The organism is Rathayibacter sp. AY1C6, from assembly GCF_002931535.1.
Taxonomy (GTDB): Bacteria; Actinomycetota; Actinomycetes; order Actinomycetales; family Microbacteriaceae; genus Rathayibacter.
On the sequence record NZ_PSWC01000026.1, the window covers coordinates 1 to 24,474 of the forward strand.

Below are 24,474 nucleotides of genomic sequence, written 5' to 3' on the forward strand. Positions count from 1 at the left end.
GGCACAGAGAGGTCTCACGGGTCGGCGGCTCGGCGGGGGACCGGGCTCGGGAGCAGGGGAAGCGGCTATGTCAACAGGCGGGGGTGGGAGACCCGTCAGACGGGCCTCCGAAAGCGCTCCGAATAACAGTACGGTAACGAGCGGCGCGTGTCACGCCCGATCGTGTCCGTCTGTGATCGCTAGACCGCCTAGGAAGTCGTCCCCGGCGCGTAATCGGGCGCATCCGGAAGGCCGAAGACGCGCTCGAGCGTCTCGATGCCGGAGTCGTGCAGGTACCCGGAGAGCTGGGTCCCGACGTACCGCAGGTGGTACGGCTCCGACTCGTACCCCGTGATCGGAGTGGTGTCGGGCTTGTAGCGCACGAGAAAGCCGAAGCGGTGGGCGTTGGCGCCGACCCACTGCCCCTCCGGAGTGTCGCCCCAGCAGATCTCGAGCGCGCACGCGCCCGACGCTCCCACCACGTCGACCGCCCAGCCGGTCTGGTGCTCACTGTGCCCCGGGCGCGCACTCGTCGCATCCGCTCCCGCCTGCCCACGCGAGGACACCCAGCCCGCGTAGACGCTGACCTGGGTGTCGTAGGAGCGGTAGGCGCTCTGCACCGCCAGCGAGAGGCCGGCCTCGGAGCGGGCGGCGGCGAAGAGCGGGACGAGGGCGTCCGCGGTCGCCTGGCGCATCGGCTGCCGGTTGACGTAGGGCACGTCGGGGAAGGTCAGGTCGGCGGGGACGTAGTCGACCGGCGCGAGCGTCCGCAGCTTGTTGACGACGACCCAGGTGCTCGCCGGGTCGTCGACGGACTGCGCGGTGAGGTCGATCCCGGGGGCGGTGGGAGTGGGTGTGGGAGTCGGAGTGGCGGTCGGCACCGCCGTGGGCGTCGAGGTGGTCGCGGCCGCGGAGGGCGACGGAGCGGGCGGCGCCGTCGAGGGGGTCGGCGAGGGCGCCGGCGCTCCGTTCCCGATGGCGGCTCCGACCCCCAGCGCGGTCAGGCCCGCCGCGGCGGCCACACCCCCGATGACCAGGGCTCGGCGGCGGACGGGGCGCCCATCGGTCGGCTCGTTCTCGTTCGACGTCATCCTCCGAGCCTAGACAGACCCGTTCCTGCACATCTGCTGAAGCACCGGCGATCGGTTCTGTCCACCCGTGCCCCTCCACGCGGGTCGCGCATATCCTCTAAGGATTCACATAAGCAGACCCCCTAGCTTGAGTGACAGCCACGACTCCGCGTGCGACCGCCCCCTCGGCCGCACGGCCCCCCACGGAGCCGTCGATGGAAGGACCCCATGCTCCGACCCCTCACCGCACCCTCCGTCCCTCTCGCCGCCCTCGCTCGGACGCTCGAGATCGGCGACGAGGGCGGCCTGACGGCCGAGATCAGCGGAGTGACGCTGATCGCCTCCGACGTCGAGCCCGGCGACCTCTTCGTCGCCCTGCCCGGGGTCAACCGCCACGGGGCCGAGTTCGTCGAGCAGGCCGTGGCCCGCGGCGCCTCCGCCGTGCTGACCGACACCGCGGGCGCCGATGCCGCGCGCGCGACGGGTCTGCCCGTCCTCGTGGTCGACGACCCCCGCTCCCGCCTGGGCGCCGTCGCCGCCGCCGTCTACGGGACGGCCGAGCGCTCCCCCGTGCTGCTCGGCGTGACCGGCACCAACGGCAAGACGTCGACCGTCCACATGCTCGAGGGGATCCTCCGCCAGCTCGGCGTTGTGCCCGGCCTCAGCTCGACCGCGGAGCGCCACATCGGCGACACCTCGGTGACCAGCGGCCTGACCACCCCGGAGGCGACGGAGCTGCACGCGCTCGTCGCCCGCATGGAGGAGGAGGGCGTCGGCGCGGCCGCGATCGAGGTCAGCGCCCAGGCGCTCACCCGCCACCGCGTCGACGGCGTGGTCTTCGACGTCGCCGGCTTCACGAACCTCAGCCACGACCACCTCGACGACTACGGCGACATGGACACCTACTTCGGCGAGAAGGCCCAGCTGTTCCAGCCCGATCGCGCGCGCCGGGCCGTCGTCTCGCTCGACTCCCCCGCGGGCGCGCGCCTCGTCGAGGTCGCCGGCGTGCCGGTCACCACGATCACCTCCCTCCCGGGCGTCGACGCCGACTGGACCATGACGGTGCTCGAGCAGGAGTTCGGCCGCACCCGCTTCCGGATCGGCAACCGCGAGGGCCGTGCCATCACGACCTCCGTCCCGATCATCGGCACCCACATGGCCGCCAACGCCGGACTGGCGATCGTGATGCTGATCGAGTCCGGTCGGCCGATCGGCGAGATCCGCGCCGCGCTGCACCGCGACGGCGGAGTGGACGCCTCCCTCCCCGGCCGCACCGAGCGCGTCTCCGGCGACCGCGGCCCCACGGTGTACGTCGACTTCGGACACAGCGCCGACGCCTTCGCCCGCACCCTGGAGGCCGTCCGCGAGGTCACTCCCGGCCGCGTGGTCATGGTGTTCGGCGCCGACGGCGACCGGGACGCGCTCAAGCGCCCGGCCATGGCCGAAGCCGCCGTCCTGGGCAGCGACGTGCTGGTCGTGACCGACCACCACCCGCGCTTCGAGGACCCGGCCTCGATCCGGCGCACCCTCGTCGAGGCCGCCCGCGCCGCACGTCCGGACGCCGAGATCCACGAGGTCGACGACCCCAAGCGCGCCATCCGCGTCGCCGTGTCCCTGGCGCACGAGGGCGACGCCATCCTCTGGGCCGGCCCCGGGCACCAGAACTACCGCGACATCCTCGGCGTGCGCACGCCGTACTCGGCCCGAGCCGAGGCCCGCGCAGCGCTCCGCGAGGCCGGCTGGGCGGACGAGGCGGTCCCCGCTCCGGCCTGATGCACGGCCCCGGCACGGCGGCCCTGAGATCCCGTTCAGGCTCGCCGGACGCTCTGTCGCGCTCTCCGCACGCGGTGTAACTTTGCGCAGCACGCAACGTTTGCGGCGGATCGCCGTGCCTGGACGCGTCCGCCAGACAAGGGGACCACCGTGGCCGACTCCGCCTCCGCTCCATCCGCTCCGACCTCGACGCCGTCCGGCGCCGTGATGTCGCACCGGCAGATCCTGTTCGTCATCTTCGGCCTGATGGCGGGGATGTTCCTCTCCTCGCTCGACCAGACCATCGTCGGCACCTCGATGCGCACCATCGCGGACGACCTCGACGGCCTCTCGCAGCAGGCGTGGGTGACCACCGCCTACCTGATCGTCTCGACGATCGCGACGCCGATCTACGGCAAGCTCTCCGACATCTTCGGACGCCGCCCGCTCTACCTGATCGCGATCGTGCTGTTCCTGATCGGCTCGACGCTCGCCGGCTTCTCGACCTCGATGCTCGGCCTCGCGGGCTTCCGCGCCGTGCAGGGCCTCGGCGCCGGCGGGCTCATGTCGCTCGCGCTCACGGTGATGGGCGACATCCTGCCCCCGCGCGAGCGCGCCAAGTACCAGGGCTACTTCCTGGCCGTCTTCGGGATCTCCAGCGTCGTCGGACCGCTCATCGGCGGCCTGCTCGCCGGCACCCCCGAGATCCTCTTCATCACCGGCTGGCGCTGGGTCTTCCTGATCAACCTCCCGATCGGCGCCGTCGCGCTCTTCATCGTCGTGCGGTTCCTCCACCTGCCCAAGCCCGCCGGCAAGCGCTCGGTGCGGATCGACTGGTGGGGCGCCTCCCTCGTCGTCATCGCCGCGGGACCGCTGCTGCTGATCGCCGAGCAGGGCCGCGAGTGGGGCTGGGGCTCGCCGATCGCGTGGGTCTGCTACATCGTCGGCGCGCTGGGCGTCATCGGCTTCATCGCGGCCGAGCGGATGATGGGCGACGACGCGCTCATCCCCCTCAAGCTCTTCCGCTCGCCGACCTTCTCGATGGCGACCGTGCTGGGCGTCCTCGTCGGCTTCGGCATGTTCGGCGGCATGATGGCGATCCCGCTGTACCTGCAGCTGGTGAACGGCGCCACGCCGACCGAGTCCGGCTTCCTGATGCTGCCGATGATCCTCGGCCTGATGATCGCCTCGATCGTCTCGGGTCAGATCATCTCGCGCACGGGCCGCTACCGCGCCTTCCCGATCGTCGGCACGTTCCTGATGTCGGCCGCGTTCTTCTACTTCACCTTCGTGACGATCGACAAGCCGGTGATCTTCATGATGGGCGGGATGCTGATGCTGGGCCTCGGGCTCGGGCAGATGATGCAGACCCTCACCCTGGCCTCGCAGAACTCGGTCGACGTGGCGAACATGGGAGTCGCGACCAGCGCCTCCACGTTCTTCCGCCAGATCGGCGGCACCCTGGGCACCGCCGTGATCTTCTCGGTGCTGTTCAGCCGGATCCCCGACACCATCGCCGCGGCCTTCAAGAACCCGGCGCTCGCGGCGGATCTGCAGCGGGCCGTCACCGATCCGGCCGTCGCCGCGGACCCGGCCAACGCCGGGATCCTGAAGCTGCTGCAGTCGCAGGACACCGCCGCGATCGGCTCCGCGCTCGACGGGGACACGTCGTTCCTGAACACCGCGGACCGCGCCCTGTCGGCCCCGTTCCTGACCGGGTTCAACGACGCGACCGTGACCGTGTTCCAGGTCGCGCTGGGCGTGGTCCTGCTGGCCTTCGTCCTCTCGTGGTTCCTCAGGACCCCGCCGCTGCGGGCGAAGTCGGCCATGCAGGAGGCGCACGACCTCGCGGCCGAGGACAGCGCGGAGGAGCTGCGCGACACGGACCCGCAGCTGGCCGCGCGCGCCGGGGCCGACCTGGCCGCGGGCAGCATCGAGCCGGACGTCCGGACGGACTCGATCCGCACCGCTCCTCCCCGCGACGGGCACGGCGCCCACCGGGCCTGATCGGGAAGCGCCGACCGGCCCGCGTCCTGCGCTCCGCTCCTCTCCTCCGAGGCGCCGCCTCCGCCGCCCGGACACCGCCCTCACCGCGGTGTCCGGCCGGGGAGGCGGCGCCTCGCGGTCGTCCGGGGTGCGGTGTCCCGCGTTCCGGGGCGAGAGAGCGCTCCACCGGGGCTCTAGGATGGTCGGACCGCTGCCGAAGGAGTCCGCAATGAGCGCCGCCCCCACCCCCTCCCCCGCGACCCCGAGCCTCTCGGAGCAGATCGCCCGCGTCGACCGGCTCGCCGTCCGCGACTGGCCCGCCGGCTTCCTCTGGGGATCCGCGACCGCCGCCGCCCAGATCGAGGGCGCCGGCCACGAGGGCGGCAAGGAGGACAGCATCTGGGACGCGTTCTCCCGCGTCCCCGGAGCGGTCGCGAAGGGCGACACCCCCGAGGTCGCGGTGGACCACTACCACCGGATGCCCGCGGACGTGCGGCTGATGAAGGAGCTGGGGCTCGGCTCCTACCGCTTCTCGGTCAGCTGGGCGCGCGTCAAGCCGGGCGACCGCGCGGTGAACCCCGAGGGCCTCGACTTCTACTCCCGCCTGGTCGACGAGCTGCTCGGCGCCGGCGTGCTGCCGTGGCTCACCCTCTACCACTGGGACCTCCCGCAGGCCGTCGAGGAGACCGGCGGCTGGGCGAACCGCGACACCGCCGAGCGCTTCCGGGACTACGCCGAGGCCGTCTACGAGAGCCTCGGCGACCGGGTGCAGCACTGGACGACGTTCAACGAGCCGTTCTGCTCGACCCTGCTCTCCTACGGCGCGGGCGTGCACGCCCCCGGCGTGATCTCGCAGCAGAAGGCCCTCGCCGCCGTGCACCACACGCACCTAGCCCACGGGCTGGCCGTCTCGACGCTCCGGCAGCTCGGAGCGCAGAACCTGGGCATCACGCTCAACCTCTCGAACGCCGTCCCCGACGACCCCGAGGACGAGGCCGACCTCGACGCCGCACGCCGCTTCGACGCGCTCCAGAACCGGATCTTCCTCGACCCGCTGCTGCGCGGCGAGTACCCCGAGGACCTGCTCGAGGACGTCGAAGGGCTCGGGCTCGACGAGCTGATCGTCGACGGCGACCTCGACCTCATCTCGCTCCCGCTCGACTTCCTCGGCGTGAACCACTACCACGACGACAACGTCTCGGCGCATCCGCTGCCGGCCGGAGCCGACGACTTCGCCCAGGCGACCGACCGCGAGGTCGGCTCCCCCTGGGTCGGCTCCGAGTTCATCACCTTCCCGTCGCGCGGTCTGCCGCGCACCGCGATGGACTGGGAGGTGAACCCCGACGGGCTGCGCTACCTGCTGACCCGCCTGGGCCTGGAGTACGAGAACCTCCCTCCGCTCTACGTGACCGAGAACGGCGCCGCCTACGACGACGTCGTCGAGGACGGCCGCGTGCACGACGCGGACCGCACGCAGTACGTGCTCGACCACGTCGAGAAGGTCGCCGACGCGATCGACCAGGGCGCCGACGTCCGCGGCTACTTCGTCTGGTCCCTCCTCGACAACTACGAGTGGGCCTGGGGCTACGAGAAGCGCTTCGGCATCGTGCGCGTCGACTACGACACGCAGGAGCGGATCGTGAAGGACTCGGGCCTGGTCTACTCCCGACTGCTCGGCGGCAGCGCCGCGGCGATCCTGGACTGACCCGTGAGCGAGCCGACGGGCGTCCGCGGCGGGGGCCGCTCCCCCACCCTCGAGATGGTCGCGGCGCGGGCCGGAGTCTCGCGCGCGACGGTCTCGCGGGTGGTCAACGGCGCCCCGCAGGTGGCGGCCGAGATCGTGGCCGCCGTGGAGAAGGCGATCGGCGAGCTCGACTACGTGCCCAATCACGCGGCGCGGATGCTCGCCTCGCGGCGCACGCAGTCGATCGCGCTGATCGTGCCGGAGTCGACCGCGCGCGTCTTCGCGGACCCGTTCTTCGCCTCGATCGTGCAGGGCGCCGCGATGCGCCTGGCCGACACGGACTACACGCTCTCGATGCTGATCGCGTCCGAGACGGACGGCGAGAAGACGCGGCGGTACCTGCTCGGCGGCAATGTCGACGGCGCGCTCGTGGTCTCGCACCACTCCGGCGACCACTCCTACGCGGCGCTCTCGGGCACGCTGCCGATCGTCTTCGGCGGCCGGCCGCTCTCGCCGGACGAGCGCGGCTCCTACTTCGTCGACGTGGACAACACGGAGGGGGCGGCCGTCGCCACCGCGCACCTGATCGAGCGCGGCCGGCGCCGGATCGCCACCATCGCGGGCCCCGCCGACATGCCGCCGGGCGTCGACCGCCTGATCGGCTGGCGCGGCGCACTCACCGACGCCGGCCTTGCCGACGACCTCGTCGAGTGGGGAGACTTCTCGCCGGCCAGCGGCACCGAGGCGATGCGCCGCCTCCTCGCCCGCGACCCCGACCTGGACGGCGTCTTCGCCGCGAACGACCAGATGGCGGTCGGCGCCTACGCCGCCCTCCGCGAGGCCGGCCGCCGGATCCCCGAGGACGTGTCCGTCGTGGGCTTCGACGACGATCTCTTCGCGCGGAACGCCGTCCCCGCGCTGACCACGGTGCGCCAGCTCCCCGACGAGCTCGGCGCCCGCATGGTGGAGCTGCTGACCGCCCGCATCGAGGGGCTCCCCGTGGAGCACCGCACGCTGATGCCGACGTCGCTGGTCATCCGCGCCAGCAGCTGACGCCGGCCCGCGAGTACGCAGTAGTCGTCGCAGTCGACGCCGAGTGCGACGACTCCTGGACAGTCGGAGAACTCCGCGTGCTCGATCGGATGCGGACGGGCGAACGGATCCGGACGGTGAGGCGGACGCGGGCGGCGGGGCGGGGATGGACGAGCGGGTCGATCCGTCGACGGGGTGCGTCACGGTCGCCAGCCGTGGGCCACGAGAGCGGCACGGAGCTCGGCGATCGTGCGCGCCCTGCCCCGGGTCAGACCCTCCGCGCGGACGACCACGACGATCCAGCCCGCGAGGTGCAGGGCCAGGAGCCGTTCACGATCGCGTGAGAACTGCGCGTCGTCCGTCCGGTGCTGGCCGCCGTCGTACTCCGCCACCACCTTCCACCGTTCGAAGACCAGATCGCCGACCGCGAGCAGTCGGCCGCCGATCCTGATCTCGGCGTTCACGTCGGGCGCGGGCAGTCCCGCCTCCTCGACGAGAGCGCGGAGCCAGGTCTCCCTCCGCGAGGCGGCTCCGGTCGATGCCAGCCGCAGAGCCTCAGCCAGGCCGCGTCGGCCCCGGCCCCGATGGGAGGCCAGGCGGTCCTGCAGCTCGTGAAGCCGGACATGGGGACGCGGATCGTCCCGGCGCGGGTAGCGCGGCTCGAACAGGAGGTGGTCCGTCGCCGCGAGGAGATCGCGGGCGGACAGCAGTGGGGCGAGCGCGATCCACGTCGACACCGCTCCCGTCACCGGCAGGCCGTGCCGCTCGACCCTGTCCGTCTCCGTGAGGGTGTGGCCGATCACACCCCGGGTCCTGGGGGGCCGGTGCGGCGTCGTCGCCGCCACGTGGATCGGATCGTCCTCGCCAGGTCGCGCCGGGAGCGGCACTCCCCAGGCTTCGGCCGCGGTCAGGTGGGAGAAGAGCTGCCAGGGCCGCAGCCGCGGCAGGTAGGCGGCGGCTCGTTCCAGGTGCGTCACGGGCGCCACCCGGGTGCGCACTCCGTGGAAGGGGCTGGCCAGGGCGGGAGTGCGCAGTCGGGCGTCCGTCACCCCTGCGCGGAGTGCCGCTCGCCGGGTGAAGGCTCCGAGGTCGGTGCTGGACATGCCGCGATTCTGGCGGTCCGTGATCCTCGTCCGACTCCCGCGATCCGCATTCTGTGGACGAACCCCTGATCCCGCACCTGGGGAGGCGCGCCTCCCACCACGACTGTCCAGGAGTTGTCGCAGTCGGCGTCGAGTGCGACAACTCCTGGACAGTCGGAGCGATCGATGTCGAGTGCGACACCTTCTGGACAGTGGGAGCGACCGACCTCGACACGTCTGAGGAGTCGAGAGGGCCCGCGTCAGAGGAAGAGCGGCGCCGGGTCGAGGGCGGCGAAGCGGCGGCGCATGACGGCGACCGCGTCGGCGTGCTCGTCGACGAGGACGAAGCGGCGGCCGAGAGCATGCGCGACGGCACCGGTCGTGCCGGAGCCGGCGAAGAAGTCGAGGACGGCGTCGCCCTCGCGGCTGGACGCCTGCACGATGCGGCGGAGGATCCCCTCCGGCTTCTGCGTCGGGTACCCGGTCTTCTCGCGGCCGGTCGGCGAGACGATCGTGTGCCACCACACGTCGGTCGGCCGCTTGCCGCGCTCGGCCTTCTCGGGGGTCACCAGGCCCGGGGCCATGTACGGCTCGCGGTCCACGGCGGCGGAGTCGAAGTGGTAGCCGCGCGGGTTCTTCACGTAGACGAGGATCGTGTCGTGCTTGGTCGGCCAGCGGCGTGTGGCCTTCGCTCCGTAGTCGTAGGCCCAGATGATCTCGTTGAGGAAGCACTCGCGGCCGAAGAGCGCGTCGAGCAGCACCTTCGCGTAGTGCGCCTCGCGGTAGTCGAGGTGGAGGTAGAGGGTGCCGTCGTCGGCGAGGAGCCGCCACGCCTCGGCCAGACGCGGCTCGAGGAACGACCAGTAGTCGTCGAAGCGGTCGTCGTAGCGGAGCAGGTCGCCGCGGATCCGCTCGTAGCTGCGCCCCTTGAAGCCGGCGATCGTGCCGGTGGTGGAGCGCACCGAGGTGGTCGAGGTGCGCACCTGCGCCCGGCCCGTGTTGAACGGCGGGTCGAGGTAGACGACGGTGAAGGCCCCGTCGGCCAACTGCGGCAGGACCTCGAGGTTGTCGGCGTGGAACACCGCGCTCCGCGACTCCGGGACGCCGTCCGCGATCTGGATCGTCCTGGGCACCCGGCAATTGTGCCAGTGCGCGCGAGCCCGGCGACACGCTCCGCGCCTCGCGCCCGCGCTCGACGGGTGCCGGGAGGCTCCGGCGTAGAGTGGCGCGATGATCTCCGAGGTGCGCCACGACGAGGACTCGTCCCGCTACACGCTCTGGCTCGACGGCGAGACCGTCGGAGTCGCGGACTACGCCGTCCGCGGCCGCGACGTGGTCTTCCTCCACACCGAGATCGCGCCCGAGCACCGCCACGAGGGCCTCGGTGAGACCCTCGTCGAGGCGGCCCTCGACGACGCGCACGAGCGCTTCGGCGGGCGCATCGTCCCGGCCTGCCCGTTCGTCGCCGAGTTCATCGCCGAGCACCCGGACTACCAGGAGCTCCTCGCGAGCTGAGGGGCGCCCACCGGACCGGTCCGCCGCGTTCCGCTCCGGGTCCACGCGCCGGCGACCGCCGCCCCGGACCCGCCGGTCAGGGGACGCGCCGCAGCCACTCCGGAGTCGAGTACTTCGTCCGCACCAGCTCCTCCGCCGCCGCGTACTCCTCCTCGGCCAGCGTCCCCGCCTCGCCGCCGTGCAGCTGCACGAAGGTCGCCTTCATGCGCTCGATGATCTCGGCGCGGCTGAGCCCGGTCTGGCTGCGCAGCGGGTCGACGCGCTTCACGGCGGAGGCGATGCCCTTGTCCGAGAGCTTCTCGCGGCCGATCCGCAGCACCTGCACCATCTTCTCGGCGTCGATGTCGTAGCTCATGGTCACGTGATGGAGGACGGCGCCGGAGCCCAGGCGCTTCTGCGCGGCGCCGCCGATCTTGCCCGAGGGCGACGTGATGTCGTTGAGCGGCTGGTAGACCGCGTCGATCCCGAGCGACTGCAGCGCGCTGACGGCCCACTCGTCGAGGAAGGCGTAGGAGTCGGCGAAGGTCAGCCCCTGGACGAGGTCGCCGGGGACGTAGAGCGAGTACGTGACGACGCTGCCCGCCTCCATGAACATCGCGCCGCCGCCCGAGATGCGGCGGACCACGTCGACGCCGTACTTCGCCGCGTTGTCGAGGTCGACCTCGTTGCGGAGCGACTGGAAGCTGCCGATGACGACGGCGGGCTGGTCCCACTCCCAGATCCGCAGCGTCGGCTCCCGGCGGCCCTCGCCGACCGCGGCGGTCAGCACCTCGTCGAGCGCCAGGTGGGTCGCGGGAGGGACGGCCCGGTCGTGCACGATGCGCCAGTCGTAGTCGCGCCAGCTGGTCGCCTTCTGCAGCGAGCGGCGGATCGCGACCGCGACGGCCTCGGGCGTGAAGCCGAGCAGGACCGCGTCGGCCGGGAGCGCCTGCCGGATGGCGGCGGCGATGGACTTCGCGTCCGTCTCGGCCGGCAGGCCCACGACCGCGCGATCGATGTCGTCGAGGGCCGTGTCGGGCTCGAGGAAGAAGTCGCCCGCCAGGCGGAACCCGGCGAACCTCCCGTCGACCACGTCGAGGTCGACGACCACGAGCTTTCCGCCGGGGACCTTGTACTCGCCATGCATGACGCCAGCCTAGGCGCGAGCCGGGGCGGGGAAGCGCTCGCCCAGCCACTCCACGAGATCGGCCGTGACCTCGGCCCGGTTGAGCTCCTGGAACAGCTCGTGCCGCGCCTCCGGGTACACCCGCACCGAGACGTCCGTGTACCCGGCCCGCCGCCGGTAGGCCTGGGCGAGCGCGCGCACCGACCGCTCGCCGCCGAGGGTGTCGTCGGCGCCCACGACCAGCAGCAGGGGCAGCGGATGCTCGGGCCCGCGCTTCGGGCGGCCGACCAGCCGCAGGGTCTCGACCAGCCCGATCCGCTTCGCGAGCGGCGTGGTGAAGGTGAGGGGGTCGTCGTGGAACCGCTGCCAGACCTCCGGGTCGCGGGAGAGCCACTCGAGGCCGAGGCCGCCGGCGACGCGGTGCCGCTTCGCCAGGTCGCCCGCGTTCATGTGCCCGGGGAGGCGGTAGGCCGTGCCGCTCAGCACGAGCGCGGCATAGGCGGCGGAGTGGTGGTCGACGATCCGCTGCGCCATGAGCGACCCCCAGGAGTGGCCGAGCAGCACGATCGGCACTCCCGGGCTCTCCTCCGCGAGCAGCTCCGTCAGCCGGAGGATCGCCGCCTCGGTCGCGCGCAGGCCGCCCGGCCCCAGCAGTCCGAGCCGGGAGGAGTCGCCGCCGTGCTGCTCGAGGCCGGTCCGGCCGTGCCCGCGGTGGTCGTCCGCCGCGACCGCGTACCCGGCGGCGACCAGCGCCTCCGCCAGCTCGACGTAGCGCCCCGAGTGCTCGCCGACCCCGTGGGCCAGCTGCACGATCGCGCGGGGCGAGGGGTGCGGCCACCAGCGGTAGTGGATGACGACGCCGGAGGCGTCCTGGAAGGTCCTGTCGACAGCGGCGCCGGTCATGGTGACCAGTGTGGCGCTCCGGCCGCTGGGCGCGAGGGACGCGCGGAGAACTGAGAAGATACTCACGATCCATCGGCGGGCACCCTGCTCGTCACGGTGCCTCGCTACCTTTTCCCTTGACGAGCGACCCCCGCGACCGTCCCCCGACCCCCCTTCACGAGCGAGGCCAGCCCCTTCATGACCGTATCGCCCCTGATCTGGACCCTGACGATCGTCTTCATCGTCCTGCTCCTGCTCTTCGACTTCTTCTTCCACGTCCGGAAGGCCCACGAGCCCACGCTGAAGGAGTCGTCGATCTGGTCGGCGCTCTACGTCGGCATCGCCGTGCTCTTCGGGCTCGGCGTCCTCGTCTTCGGCGGAGCGACGCCCGGATCGGAGTACTTCGCGGGGTACATCACCGAGAAGGCCCTCTCGGTCGACAACCTGTTCGTCTTCCTCATCATCATGGCGAGCTTCAAGGTGCCCCGCGCCGACCAGCAGAAGGTGCTCCTCTTCGGCATCGTCTTCGCGCTGATCGCCCGCACCGGCTTCATCTTCCTCGGCGCCGCACTGATCAACTCGTTCGCCTGGGTCTTCTACATCTTCGGCCTGATCCTCCTGCTGACCGCGTTCAACCTGGTCAAGCCGGGCGACGACCACTCCAGCGACAACGTGATGGTGCGCCTGGCCAAGCGGATCTTCAAGACGAGCGACCAGTACGACGGCGACAAGTTCTACACGCACATCGACGGCAAGAAGGTCCTCACGCCGATGATCCTCGTCATGGCGGCGATCGGCGGAACGGACATCCTGTTCGCCCTCGACAGCGTGCCGGCGATCTTCGGCCTCACCAGCGACGTGTACCTCGTCTTCACGGCGACCGCGTTCTCGCTTCTGGGCCTGCGCCAGCTGTACTTCCTCATCGACGGTCTGCTCGACCGCCTCGTCTACCTCAGCATCGGCCTCGCCGCGATCCTCGCCTTCATCGGCGTGAAGCTGATCCTGCACGCGCTCCACGAGAACAACCTGCCGTTCATCAACAACGGCGAGCACGTGGAGGTCTTCGAGATCGGCACCGGACTGTCGCTCTCGGTCATCATCGGCGTCCTCGTGATCACGGTGATCGCCTCCCTCGTCAGCCCCAAGGGCCGTCGCATGGCCGCCGAGGCCGCCGAGCGCCGCCGCGTGGCCGAGGCCGCGGGCGCGGACGTCGACGCGACGCACTGAGTCGTCTCGTGCGCCGCGGGGCGGCGCACCGCGGGCGGCTCTCCTAGGCGGTCGATTTCCCGAGAGCGGGTCCCGACCGCCTAGGACGATCCGCTGACACGCGGATCGCTCGTTCGACGGGCCGTCTCGTGCGCCGCAGGGCGGCGCACCGCAGTCGGCTCCCACGGGCGGTCGGGTTCCCGAGAGCGGGTCCCGACCGCCTAGGAGGATCCGCTGACACGCGGATCCCCCGTTCGGCTCGACCGAGCACCGCACGCCGGTGCTCCGCAGTCAGCTCCCCTAGGCGCTCAGGTCCCCGAGAGCGGGTCCCGACCGCCGAGAACGTCCCGCCGGCTCGAGCGCGGACTCCGCTCGCGGAGGGTCAGCGGGCGCGGTAGCGGTGCTCCGGGCGGCCGGTGGTGCCGTAGCTGAGGGTCATCTCGACGAGGCCGCGGCCCGCGAGACCCGAGAGGTAGCGCTGGGCGGTGGCGCGCGAGATGCCGGCGCGCTCGGCCACCTCGAGGGCCGACAGCTCGGCGCCCGACTCGGCCAGGCGCGCCAGGACGAGCTGCTCGGTCGCCGAGCGCGAGGGCTGCGCGGCGGTCGCGTCGCCCGAGTGCAGGATGCGCAGCGCCCGCTCCACCGCCTCCTGATCGGCCGCGCGGTCCTCCCGCAGCACGTTCCGGAACCGCACGTACGCGTCGAGGCGCTCGCCGAGCAGGCGCGCCTCGAACGGCTTGATGAGGTACCCGAGCGCTCCCGCGTGCAGCGCGCGCCGCACCGTCGCCCCGTCGGAGGCGGCGCTGACGACGAACGCGTCGGTGTCGAGCTCGCGGAGCAGCGCGATCCCGCTCTGGTCCGGCAGGTGCACGTCGAGCAGCAGGAGATCGGGCGCGTGCTCGGCGACGGCCGCCCGCGCCGCGCGCGCCGTGTGCACCGGAGGAAGGGCCGTCAGCCCCTGCCGCGCCTCGACCAGGTCCGCGTGCAGCTGCGCGACCCGGAAGTCGTCGTCCACCACCAGCACCGTGCGCTCCCGCGCCGTGTCCGCGCTCATGACCTGTCCCCGTCCTGCTCCGGCGGCAGCACCGCTCCGGGGAGGCGCGCGCACAGCACGGCCCCCGACTCCGCTCCGCCGGCGTCCGCCAGCCAGACCTCGCCGCCGCGCCGGGCGGCCACCTCGCGGCAGAGCGGCAGGCCGAAGCCGCGGCCGTGCACGCGACCGTCGTCCTCGACGGGGTCGCCCGCGCCGGCCCGGTCGAACAGCGAGTCCGGATCGAGCACTCCGTCGCCCGAGTCGGCGACCGTCACGAAGAGAGCGTCGCCGTCGTCGAGCAGCTCGACCTCGACGAAGCGCACGTCGCGCCGCCCCTCGACCGCCGCGCGCACCGCGTTGTCCACCAGGTTCCCGACCACCGTGGCGACGTCCTCCGGCTCGACGACGGTGCCGCGTACCAGCGTCTCCTCGCCGAGCGTCAGCAGCACACCGCGCTCGGCCGCCTCGATCCCCTTCGCCCCGACGAGCGCCTGGAGGTACGGCTCCTGCAGCCGGTCGGCGTGCTGCACCGGGTACTTGAGCGGGCCGCGGGTCAGCACCTCGTCGAGGTAGTCGCGCGCCGACGCGGTCCGCCCCGCATCCAGCAGGCCCGCGACCACGTGCAGGCGGTTGGCGAACTCGTGCCGCTGCACCCGGAGCGCGTTGGTCATCGCGCCGACCGCGTCGAGGCGCCGGCTCAGCGCGGCGAGGTCGGTGCGGTCGCGCAGCACCACCACCACGCCCAGGTCGCGGTCGCCGCGGGTCACCCGGCGGATGTCGACGTAGACGATGCGGGAGCGGACGACGAAGCCCTCCTCGCCTCCGGGGCGGGGCGGCTCGACGGAGTGCAGCGCGGCGCCGATCGCGTCGGCCAGCGGAACGGGCAGGTCGAGCTCCGCGAGCGGCCGCCCGTGCAGCGCCCGCCCGGTCGGGTCGTCGGAGCCGAGGATCGCGGCGGCCCGCGCATTGCAGACGCCGACGCGCCCGTCGCGGTCGAGCGCGAGCACGCCCTCGTCGACCCCGTCGAGCACGGCGGCCTGGTCCTGCACGAGCGAGGTGAGCTCCTCCGGGGCGAGGCCGAGCGTCAGGCGCAGTAGGCGGCGGCGGATGAAGACGGAGGCGACGGCGGCGAGCACCAGGCCGGCGAGCGCCGCGGCGAGGACGCCGAGCAGCGCGGTCGGCAGGTCGGTGAAGACGCTGGAGCGCGCGAAGCCGATGCTGACCTCGCCGACGACCCGCTGCTCCCCCTCGGCGAAGACCGGGACCTTCGCCCGTGCCGACTCGCCGAGCGTGCCGGTGCCCCACGAGACGCTCTCGCGCCCGGCGAGCGCCTCGTCGGGGCTGGTCGAGACCCGCTCGCCGAGGCGGTCCTCGTCGGGGTGGGCGAGGCGGATGCCCTGATCGTCGGTGATCACGACGAAGAGCGCGCCGGTGCGCTGCTCGACGGCGGCGGCGACGTCCTCGAGCGGTCCGCCGCGCAGCTCCGAGGCGGCGGGCGCGCCGGGCACGGCGGAGGACGCGGCGACCGCGTCGCGCACGTCGGGATCCTCGGCGACGGTGCGGGCGATGGCGAGCGCCGTGCCCTCCGCCTCGCCGCGCAGCTGCTGGACGCTGAGCGCGGTGACGAGCCCCGCGCAGACCAGCACGGCGGCCGACACCGTGGCGAGCTGCAGGACCAGGACGTGGGTCGCGAAGCGCATCGGGGCCTCCTCGCCGTCGTCGTGCGCAGAATGCGCAGAAGCCACACTATGCGCAGATGTCGCCGTAATGAGCGATACCCCGGCGCCGGACGCGGAGCTGCCTAGGGTTTCCACCATCTCCCGGCCGGCTCTCCCGCCGAGCGCGGGCGGAGGCACTGGACGAAGGAGTCAGCTGTGTTGGTAGTACTCGGTTTCACCATGATCCTGGCCTTCATGGCCCTGATCATGACCAAGCGGCTGACGCCGATGGTCGCCCTGATCGTCGTGCCGACGATCTTCGGCCTCTTCGCGGGCGCCGGCCTCGGCATCGGCGACATGGTCCTCGAGGCGATCGGCAGCCTCGCGCCCACGGCCGCGCTGCTGATGTTCGCGATCATGTACTTCGGGATCATGATCGACGTCGGGCTCTTCGACCCGCTGATCCGCTTCATCGTCCGCGCGCTCGGCGACGACCCGGCGAAGGTCGTGCTCGGCACGGCGCTGCTCGCGGGTGCGGTCTCGCTCGACGGCGACGGCTCGACCACCTTCATCGTCACCACCGCCGCGATGCTCCCGATCTACCTGCGCCTGGGGATGAACCCGGTCGTGCTGACCTGCGTCGCGGGCCTGGCCAACGGCACGCTCAACATCGTCCCCTGGGGCGGACCGACGGTGCGCGCCGCCGCGGCCCTCCAGGTCTCGCCGAGCGAGATCTTCGTGCCGATGCTCCCCTCGCTCGCGGTGGGCCTGGCCGTCACGCTCGTCTTCGCCTGGTTCCTCGGGCTCGGCGAGCGCCGCCGCCTCGGCTCGCTCGCGCTGGCCGAGCCGATGCTCGAGCAGGAGCTCGTCGGCGCCGGCCGCGGCTCCTCCTCCCGCTCGGGCGGCGCCCGCACCGGCGGCCTCGCGGCCCTGACCGGGGGCATCCGCACCGTCGCCCGGGAGCGCTTCTCCTTCCTCCGCGGCCCTCAGGCCCTGCGCGGAGCCCAGGTGGCGGTCGCCGCCCGCGTGCAGGCCGACGACGCCGACACCGCGATGGCCGACACGATGCTCGACCCCGAGCGCGAGACGCTGCGCCCGAAGCTGATCTGGGTGAACCTGGTCCTGACCCTCGCGGTGATGACGCTGCTGGTCGCCGACATCCTGCCGCTGCCCTACGTGTTCATGGTCGGCTCCGCGGTCGCCCTCCTGATCAACTTCCCGAAGATGAAGGACCAGGCGGCCGAGATCGTCAAGCACGCGCCGAGCATCGTGGGCGTCGTGTCGATGGTGCTGGCGGCCGGCGTGCTGATCGGCGTCCTCAACGGCACCGGCATGGTCGACGCCATGGCGGAGTGGGTCGTCGCGGTGATCCCGCCGGCGCTCGGCCCGTTCCTCGCCGTGATCACCGGCGTGCTCAGCATCCCGATGACCTTCTTCATGTCGAACGACGCGTTCTACTACGGCATCCTCCCCGTGCTCTCCGAGAGCGCGGCGAACTACGGCATCTCGCCGGTCGAGATGGCGCGCGCCTCCATCACCGGGCAGCCGGTGCACCTCCAGAGCCCGCTGGTCCCGGCGATCCTCCTGCTCGTCTCCCTCGCCGCGGTGAACCTCGGCGACCACCACCGCAAGGTGCTGTGGCGAGCGGTCGTCGTCTCGCTGGTCATGCTCGCCGTCGGCGTACTGGTCGGCTCGATCCCCTTCGGCTGAGGTCGGCGGAGCGGAGCGCCGAGCGATCGGAACGAGGACGGGACCTTCTGCTGCGGCGGGGGTCCCGTCCTCGTTCCGCGGCTCGGTCCCGCAGCCCGCGCTAGCGCAGCAGCGGCGCCAGGTTCTCGGTCCAGACGTCGGAGCCGACCTTGAGGATGAGGGCGCCGACCACGACGAGGAACGCGACCCGGATGAAGCGGCTGCCACGAGCGACGGCCATCCGCGAGCCGAGGTACGCGCCCGCCACGTTGGCGGCGCCCATCAGGAGGCCCAGCAGCCAGATCACGTGCCCGCCCGGCACGAAGTAGAGCAGGGCGCCGAGGTTGGTCGCGACGTTGACGATCTTCGCCTTGGCGCTGGCGAGCAGGAAGTCGTAGCCCAGCGCGGTGATCAGGGCGATGATCAGGAAGGTGCCGGTGCCCGGTCCGATCAGGCCGTCGTAGAAGCCGATCAGGAGTCCCAGCACGGCCGCGGTGACGAGGTGGCGCCGGCCCGCGTGCTTGAGCACCGTGACGCTGCCCAGTGCCGGGCGGGCGATCGTCACGACGGCGACCACGATCAGCGCGACGACGATGATCGGCTTGAACACCGCGGCCGGGAGGAGGCCGGCGAGCGTCGCGCCTCCGTAGCTGCCCGCGAGGGCGACTGCCGCCATCGGCAGTGCGGTGCGCAGATCGGGCTTCGCGCGCCGGTAGTAGGTGATCGCGCTGGTGGTCGTGCCGAAGATCGAGGCCAGCTTGTTCGTGGCGAGCGCCTGCACGGGCGAGATCCCCGGCACGAGGAGCAGGGCGGGGAGCTGGAGGAGTCCGCCGCCGCCCACGACCGCGTCGATCCAGCCGGCCGCGAAGGCGGCGAGGATCATCAGCGCGAGGACGGGGAGTCCGAGATCCTCTGTGAAGGTCAGCATCGGTCGGAAGCGTACGCGAGCACCGCGACCCCCTCGACCTCGGTGGCCGGGCCGCCCTAGGGTCGGCGGCATGCGATTCGGACTCTTCATCCCCCAGGGCTGGCGCCACGACCTCGTCGGCGTCCCGGCCGCCGACCAGTGGCGCACCATGAGCGACCTCGCCCGGCACGCCGACGACGGCGCCTGGGAGTCGATCTGGGTCTACGACCACTTCCACACCGTCCCGCAGGTGACGGAGGAGGCGACGCACGAGGCGTGGTCGCTGATGAGCGCGTTCGGCGCCACCACGTCGCGCGTGCGGCTGGGCCAGATGTGCACCTGCATGGGCTACCGGAACCCCGCCTACCTCGCCAAGGTCGCGACGACCGTCGACATCGTCTCGGGCGGGCGGGTCGAGATGGGCATCGGCGGCGGCTGGTACGAGCACGAGTGGCGCGCGTACGGCTACGGCTTCCCGCCGATCGCCGAGCGGCTGGGCCGGCTCGACGAGGGAGTGCAGATCCTGCAGCAGGCCTGGACGACCGGGTCCGCGACCCTCGACGGCCGCTACTACCAGGTGGACGGCGCGCAGAACCGGCCGCTGCCCCTGCAGGAGGGCGGCATCCCGCTGTGGGTCGCCGGCGGCGGCGAGAAGGTCACGCTGCGGATCGCGGCCCAGTACGCGCAGTACACGAACTTCGCCGGGACCCCGGAGGCGTTCGACCACAAGAGCTCGGTCCTCCGCGGGCACTGCGAGCGCCTGGGCACCGACTTCTCGGCGATCACCCGGAGCTCGAACTACAACGTCGTGATCGGCGAGACGGAGGCGGAGGTCGAGGCGGCGCTGCAGCGTCTCGAGGAGCGCGTGGTCCCGTACCTCGGCGCGGAGGGAGCGGCGTCCTTCGTCGCCGAGTACCGCAGCCCCGACGCGCTCGCGGTCGGCACTCCCGCGCAGATCGTCGACCGCCTCGCCGGCATGCAGTCGCGCGGGATGGACTACGGCATCCTCTACTTCCCGGACGCCGCCTACGACCGGTCCGGCATCGAGCTGTTCGAGCGCGAGGTGCTACCGGCGCTCTCCTGAGCGCGGAGCGGCGGGGGCTCCTACGCCTCCCGCCCCCCGCCCGCAAGTCCTTGGGGCGCCCCGGCCCCGCGCCTACGGTCGGAGCATGGACGCACAGGACATCCGCTGGAACGACGAAGCCCGCGACAAGATCCTCGAGGACTCGGACAGGGTCCTCCGCGAGGCGGTGCTCGACCTCGCGACGAGCAAGAAGGGCGAGCCCTGGGAGGACGTGTTCGCGGAGCTGAACGCGCGCCTCAAGGACCGCTTCATCGACTTCGAGCCCGGCCCGGACCTCCGCAAGTACGCCGAGGCCGTCTCCGCCGGGGAGATCGAGACCGGCTCGTGAGCGAGCACGACCGCGACGCCGCGCTCGAGGACGAGATCACCTCGATCCACGCCCTCGGCGAGGGCCGCGTCGGCGAGACGGCCGACCCGGAGGACGAGGACCACGAGCTCTCGCCCGAGCAGGACGCCCGCATCGAGTCCGAGCTGAAGAGCCGGGGCAGCGAGAGCTGATCCCCCCGGTACGCGGAAGGCCCGCTCCCCCTCGAGGGAGCGGGCCTTCCGCGTGAGTCGCGACTACGCCGAGAGGGGCGCGTAGTCGGTGTAGCCCTCGGCTCCTCCGCCGTAGACCGTCTCCTGGACGACCTCGTTCTCGGGGTGCCCGCCCTGCCAGCGCTCGACCAGGTCGGGGTTGGCGATCGCCGGGCGGCCGACGGCCACGGCGTCGGCGTGGCCCTCGCTGATCAGCTCGGTCGCCTCCTCGCGGCTGGTCGGCGAGCCGAAGCCGCTGTTGGCGATGAAGACGCCGTCGAAGCGCGAGCGGAGGTCCTGGACCAGCTCGCCGGCGGGCTCGGCGTGCAGGACGCTGAGGTAGGCCAGGCCGAGCGGGGCGAGCCCGTCGACGACGGCCTCGTAGGTGGCGCGCACGTCGTCGCCGTCGGTCTCGACGACGTCCTGGATGTTGTGGGCCGGCGAGAGGCGGATGCCGACGCGGCCCGCTCCGACCTCGTCGACGATCGCGCGGGTGACCTCGAGCGGGAACGCGGCGCGCTCGGCCGGGGTCCCGCCGTACTGGTCGGTGCGCACGTTGGAGACGGGCGAGAGGAACTCGTGCAGCAGGTAGCCGTTGGCGCCGTGCACCTCGACTCCGTCGAAGCCGGCGTCGATCGCGCGGCGGGCGGCGGCGACGAACTCGTCGCGGACGGTCGCCAGCTCCTCGGCGGTCAGCGCGTGCGGCACCGGGAAGGGCTTCTTGCCGGAGGGGGTGTGCACCTCTCCGTCGATGGCGACGGCGCTCGGGGCGACGATGCGGTCGGTGCCGGTGATCTCGGTGTGCGAGACGCGGCCCGCGTTCATCAGCTGCATGACGATGCGTCCGCCCGCGGCGTGCACGGCGTCGGCGACGGCGCGCCAGCCCGCGGCCTGCGCGTCGGTCTCGATGCCGGGCTGCCCGGCGTAGCCCTTGGACTCGGCGCTGGGGAAGACGCCCTCGCTGATCAGCAGGCCCATGCTCGCGCGCTGGGCGTAGTACTCGGCGACGATCGCGCCGGGCACGCCCTGCTCGTCGGAGCGCAGTCGCGTCATCGGTGCCAGGACGATGCGGTTGGGGAGGTCGAGGTCGCCGGCGGTGAGGGGGGAGAACGGATCCACGGGATCGCCTTTCTACGGAGCTGTCTCAGGGGCTGCCCTGAGGGGGGAGGCACGTGCACCTGCGGCGCACTCCGGGCAGCAACCGCGAGCGGAGCACGGTCATTCCTCCTCCCGGCGTTCTCCCATCCCCCGCGCCCCGGGCACGCGGTCGACGGCCTGCCGCCTCCCGACCCCTGCTCGGACACCGGGGCTGTCTACACTCGGGAGGCGACGACGAAGGAGTGTGCGCGATGCCGGCGAGACCCCACCACACCGTGAGCTTCCGGCTGCTGCCGGCGCTCGCGGCCCTCCTGATCGCCGTGGTCCTCGCGCTGGTCCCCGCGACCGCGGCGACGGCCGAATCGCCCGTCTCCTTCTCCTCCTCCACCGTCCTCGACTCGGTCGGGGTGCTGAGCTCCGGAGAGACCGCCGAGATCGAGCAGGCCTCGCGGGCCCTCTACGACCAGCACCGCGTGCAGCTGTTCGTCGCCTTCGTCGACTCCTTCACGGATCCGTCCGACCGCGCCGCGTGGGCGGACGAGACCGCGACCCGCAACGGACTGGGCACCGACGACGTCCTCCTGGCCGTCGCGGTCGACGCCCGTCAGTACCAGGTGTCGGTCGCGCAGGGCTTCGCCCTCGACGACGCGCAGGTCTCCTCGCTCCAGTCCGACGACATCGAGCCGAGGCTCGCCGACGGCGACTGGGCCGGAGCCGCGGTGGCCGCCGCCGACGGGATCGGGCAGCGCCTCGACGCGCCCAGCGCCGGCGAGTCCCTCGGCTCGGGGCTGCTGATCGCGCTCGGCGTGCTCGCGGCCCTCGTCGTGGTCGGCCTCGTGGTGCTGCTGCTCGTCCGCCGCGCGCGGAAGCGCCGCGCCCAGGAGGCGGTGGAGGCCTCGATCGACGAGCTCGCCACCCGTGCCGGGTCGGCCCTCGTCCACGCCGACGACGCCGTCCGCACCAGCGAGCAGGAGGTCGGCTTCGCGGAGGCGCAGTTCGGCGCCGACGCGACCGGCGCGTTCCGCGAGGCGCTCGTCACCGCGAAGCGCCTGCTCGGCGAGGCCTTCACCCTGCAGCAGCGCCTCGACGACGCCGAGCCGGAGACCGATCAGGAGCGCCGCGACGGCTACCAGCGCATCCTCCAGCTCTGCGCCGACGCCGAGCAGACGCTCGACGAGCGCGCGAGTGCGTTCGAGGAGCTACGCGACCTCGAGAAGAACGCGCCGCAGGTCGCCGCCGCGCTCTCGGCTCGCGCCGCCGAGGTCGGCGACCGCCTCCCCTCGGCCCGCGCCCGCCTCGCCGAGCTCGCCTCCCGCTACGCGCCGACCGCGATCGACGACGTGGGCGACGACGCCGACCAGGCCGAGGACCGCCTCCGCTTCACCCGCGACCAGCTCGCCGGCGCCCAGCAGGCGATACAGGCCGGCGACTCCGGCCGCGCCGCCGTGCTGCTGCGCGCCGGGCAGCAGGCCGCCGAGCAGGCCTCCGGACTCGTCGACGCGGTGGCGACGAGGGGTGACGAGCTGCAGAAGGCGGAGGCGTCGCTCGTCGGCCGCATCGCCGAGATCCGCGCCGACGTGGCGCAGGGACGAGCGCTCGCCGCCTCCCAGGACGCGGAGTCCGCGGCCCAGGCGCAGAACGTCGCCGCGGCGGTCGCCTCGACCGAGGCCGCCCTCGACGACGTCGAGCGCGCCGCCTCCGTGCGGCCGAACGACCCGCTCGCCCTGCTCGAGGCGCTCACCGCCGCCGACGCCACGATCGACGCCGCCGTCGGCGGGTTCCGCGACGCGCAGGCCCAGCGCGAGCGCGAGCGGGCCGCCCTCGGCGCCGAGCTCACCTCCGCCCGCAGCCGCGTCTCGGCCGCCGAGGACTTCATCGCGGCCCGCCGCGGCGCGGTCGGCTCGGAGGCGCGCACCCGCGTCGCCGAGGCCGCCCGCTCGGCCGAGTACGCCGAGCGCATCGCCGCCACCGACCCCCGCGAGGCTCTCGCCTCCGCCCAGCGCGCTTCGCAGCTCGCCCAGCAGGCGCTCGAGCGGGCGCGGGCCGACGCCGGCTCCTACTCCGCCCCGAACGCCGTCGGCAGCCCCTACGGAGGCGACACGACCGGCGCGTTCCTCGGCGGGATCCTGGTCGAGTCGCTCCTGGGAGGCGGACGCCGCAGCGGCTACCGCTCGGGCGGCTTCGGCGGAGGCGGGTTCAGCGGCGGCTTCGGCGGCGGCGGCTCGTCCCGGCGCTCCGGCGGCGGCGGCTTCGGCGGCGGGCGCAGCAGCGGCGGAGGCGGACGCCGTGGAGGCGGCGGTCGCTTCTGAGCGCCCCCGGGCATCCGCGCACGACCGACGACCACCACCTCCCCCACGACTCCGGCACCACCTCCGACATCCGGCACCACCCACGACGCAAGGAGAGACACCCATGGCTCAGAGACAGTCGATCTTCGGCCGCATCGCGCAGCTCGCGAAGGCCAACATCAACGCGCTCCTCGACCAGGCCGAGGACCCGCAGAAGATGCTCGACCAGATGGTCCGCGACTACACCGACAGCATCCGCGACGCCGAGGCGGCGATCGCCACCACGATCGGCAACCTGCGCCTGCTCGAGGACGACTACCGCGAGGACGTGCAGAACGCCCAGGAGTGGGGCGGCAAGGCCCTCGCCGCGAGCCGCAAGGCCGACGAGCTGCGCACCGGCGGGAGCGCCGGCGACGCCGACAAGTTCGACGCGCTGGCCAAGGTCGCTCTGCAGCGCCAGATCCAGTCCGAGAAGGAGGCGAAGGACGCCGAGCCGACCATCGCCTCGCAGACCGAGGTCGTCGACAAGCTCAAGTCGGGCCTGAACCAGATGCGCGAGAAGCTGCAGCAGCTCTCGAGCAAGCGCGACGAGCTGATCGCACGCTCGAAGACCGTCGAGGCGCAGAGCCAGGTCCAGGACGCCGTGAAGAGCATCGACCTGATGGACCCGACGAGCGAGGTGAGCCGTTTCGAGCAGAAGATCCGCCGCGAGGAGGCGCGCGTCCGCGGCGCGGAGGAGCTCGCCTCCTCGAGCCTGGACGCGCAGTTCGAGTCGCTCGAGGACCTCGGTGAGATGACCGAGGTGGAGGCGCGCCTCGCCGCGCTCAAGTCCGGCCGCCCGCAGGACTCGATCGGCTCCTGAGCCCGTGCGCCTCCGGCGGTCCCGCCGGAGGCGCACTCCCCTTCCC

General features: G+C 72.7%; 21 protein-coding genes. 12 read left to right on the plus strand and 9 right to left on the minus strand.

Going from position 1 to position 24,474, the window contains the following annotated elements; genetic code table 11:
- Positions 1–188: 188 nt before the first annotated feature.
- Positions 189–1,070: a D-alanyl-D-alanine carboxypeptidase family protein gene (locus C5D36_RS14185; protein ID WP_104296068.1), complete on the minus strand. Its 882-nt coding sequence runs from the start codon at positions 1,068–1,070 to the stop codon at positions 189–191.
- A gap of 207 nt (positions 1,071–1,277) precedes the next feature.
- Here C5D36_RS14185 and C5D36_RS14190 point away from each other — a divergent pair, with 207 nt between their 5' ends.
- From C5D36_RS14190 to C5D36_RS14205, 4 genes are all read left to right on the plus strand, one after another.
- Complete coding sequence (locus tag C5D36_RS14190) at positions 1,278–2,822, plus strand: Mur ligase family protein (RefSeq protein WP_104296069.1); 1,545 nt, start codon at positions 1,278–1,280, stop codon at positions 2,820–2,822.
- Positions 2,823–3,029: 207 nt separating this feature from the next.
- On the plus strand, positions 3,030–4,808 hold the full coding sequence (locus C5D36_RS14195) for an MDR family MFS transporter (RefSeq protein ID WP_104292508.1): 1,779 nt from the start codon (positions 3,030–3,032) through the stop codon (positions 4,806–4,808).
- A 208-nt stretch (positions 4,809–5,016) separates the two neighbouring features.
- A complete protein-coding gene (locus C5D36_RS14200) occupies positions 5,017–6,492 on the plus strand; it encodes a GH1 family beta-glucosidase (RefSeq protein WP_104258112.1) in 1,476 nt (491 codons plus the stop codon).
- Positions 6,493–6,546: 54 nt separating this feature from the next.
- A complete protein-coding gene (locus C5D36_RS14205) occupies positions 6,547–7,524 on the plus strand; it encodes a LacI family DNA-binding transcriptional regulator (protein ID WP_104233173.1) in 978 nt (325 codons plus the stop codon).
- A gap of 179 nt (positions 7,525–7,703) precedes the next feature.
- On the opposite strand, the gene C5D36_RS14210 is transcribed toward C5D36_RS14205, so the two are convergent.
- Complete coding sequence (locus tag C5D36_RS14210) at positions 7,704–8,606, minus strand: hypothetical protein (RefSeq protein ID WP_104233161.1); 903 nt, start codon at positions 8,604–8,606, stop codon at positions 7,704–7,706.
- Positions 8,607–8,845: 239 nt separating this feature from the next.
- Positions 8,846–9,718 (minus strand): site-specific DNA-methyltransferase, encoded by an 873-nt coding sequence (locus tag C5D36_RS14215; protein WP_104296070.1) that lies wholly within the window; start codon positions 9,716–9,718, stop codon positions 8,846–8,848.
- A 97-nt stretch (positions 9,719–9,815) separates the two neighbouring features.
- On the opposite strand from C5D36_RS14215, the gene C5D36_RS14220 reads away from it, so the two are divergent.
- Positions 9,816–10,100, plus strand: a complete 285-nt coding sequence (locus tag C5D36_RS14220) for a GNAT family N-acetyltransferase (protein ID WP_104233160.1) — start codon at positions 9,816–9,818, stop codon at positions 10,098–10,100.
- 76 nt (positions 10,101–10,176) lie between these two features.
- On the opposite strand, the gene C5D36_RS14225 is transcribed toward C5D36_RS14220, so the two are convergent.
- A complete protein-coding gene (locus tag C5D36_RS14225) occupies positions 10,177–11,226 on the minus strand; it encodes a biotin/lipoate A/B protein ligase family protein (RefSeq protein ID WP_104296071.1) in 1,050 nt (349 codons plus the stop codon).
- Between the two features lie 9 nt (positions 11,227–11,235).
- The gene (locus C5D36_RS14230; RefSeq protein ID WP_104296072.1) at positions 11,236–12,108 is read right to left on the minus strand and encodes an alpha/beta fold hydrolase; all 873 of its coding nucleotides are present in this window, start codon (positions 12,106–12,108) and stop codon (positions 11,236–11,238) included.
- 177 nt (positions 12,109–12,285) lie between these two features.
- On the opposite strand from C5D36_RS14230, the gene C5D36_RS14235 reads away from it, so the two are divergent.
- Positions 12,286–13,314, plus strand: coding sequence for a TerC family protein (locus C5D36_RS14235; protein WP_104223866.1), 1,029 nt, complete (start codon positions 12,286–12,288; stop codon positions 13,312–13,314).
- 361 nt (positions 13,315–13,675) lie between these two features.
- Here the strand turns inward: C5D36_RS14235 and C5D36_RS14240 are convergent, their stop codons facing one another.
- Entirely contained in the window at positions 13,676–14,347 is a 672-nt protein-coding gene (locus tag C5D36_RS14240; RefSeq protein WP_104223865.1) for a response regulator, read from the minus strand.
- The gene (locus C5D36_RS14245; RefSeq protein WP_104296073.1) at positions 14,344–16,026 is read right to left on the minus strand and encodes a sensor histidine kinase; all 1,683 of its coding nucleotides are present in this window, start codon (positions 16,024–16,026) and stop codon (positions 14,344–14,346) included. The genes C5D36_RS14240 and C5D36_RS14245 overlap by 4 nt, the downstream gene beginning before the upstream one ends.
- Before the next feature lie 198 nt (positions 16,027–16,224).
- On the opposite strand from C5D36_RS14245, the gene C5D36_RS14250 reads away from it, so the two are divergent.
- Positions 16,225–17,694, plus strand: a complete 1,470-nt coding sequence (locus C5D36_RS14250) for a CitMHS family transporter (RefSeq protein WP_104233156.1) — start codon at positions 16,225–16,227, stop codon at positions 17,692–17,694.
- Positions 17,695–17,794: 100 nt separating this feature from the next.
- Here C5D36_RS14250 and C5D36_RS14255 read toward each other — a convergent pair whose 3' ends face one another.
- Positions 17,795–18,601, minus strand: a complete 807-nt coding sequence (locus tag C5D36_RS14255; RefSeq protein WP_104223862.1) for a TSUP family transporter — start codon at positions 18,599–18,601, stop codon at positions 17,795–17,797.
- A 70-nt stretch (positions 18,602–18,671) separates the two neighbouring features.
- Here C5D36_RS14255 and C5D36_RS14260 point away from each other — a divergent pair, with 70 nt between their 5' ends.
- The 3 genes from C5D36_RS14260 to C5D36_RS16940 all read left to right on the plus strand — a co-directional run bounded on the left by C5D36_RS14260 (position 18,672) and on the right by C5D36_RS16940 (position 20,162).
- On the plus strand, positions 18,672–19,664 hold the full coding sequence (locus C5D36_RS14260; RefSeq protein WP_104246861.1) for an LLM class F420-dependent oxidoreductase: 993 nt from the start codon (positions 18,672–18,674) through the stop codon (positions 19,662–19,664).
- An 85-nt stretch (positions 19,665–19,749) separates the two neighbouring features.
- Complete coding sequence (locus C5D36_RS14265) at positions 19,750–19,992, plus strand: hypothetical protein (RefSeq protein WP_068251275.1); 243 nt, start codon at positions 19,750–19,752, stop codon at positions 19,990–19,992.
- A complete protein-coding gene (locus C5D36_RS16940; protein ID WP_181068063.1) occupies positions 19,989–20,162 on the plus strand; it encodes a hypothetical protein in 174 nt (57 codons plus the stop codon). The genes C5D36_RS14265 and C5D36_RS16940 overlap by 4 nt, the downstream gene beginning before the upstream one ends.
- A 63-nt stretch (positions 20,163–20,225) precedes the next feature.
- On the opposite strand, the gene C5D36_RS14270 is transcribed toward C5D36_RS16940, so the two are convergent.
- The gene (locus C5D36_RS14270; RefSeq protein WP_104296074.1) at positions 20,226–21,299 is read right to left on the minus strand and encodes an alkene reductase; all 1,074 of its coding nucleotides are present in this window, start codon (positions 21,297–21,299) and stop codon (positions 20,226–20,228) included.
- Between the two features lie 230 nt (positions 21,300–21,529).
- On the opposite strand from C5D36_RS14270, the gene C5D36_RS14275 reads away from it, so the two are divergent.
- A complete protein-coding gene (locus C5D36_RS14275; RefSeq protein ID WP_104296075.1) occupies positions 21,530–23,587 on the plus strand; it encodes a TPM domain-containing protein in 2,058 nt (685 codons plus the stop codon).
- A gap of 103 nt (positions 23,588–23,690) precedes the next feature.
- A complete protein-coding gene (locus tag C5D36_RS14280) occupies positions 23,691–24,428 on the plus strand; it encodes a PspA/IM30 family protein (RefSeq protein WP_104223858.1) in 738 nt (245 codons plus the stop codon).
- Positions 24,429–24,474 lie beyond the last annotated feature (46 nt).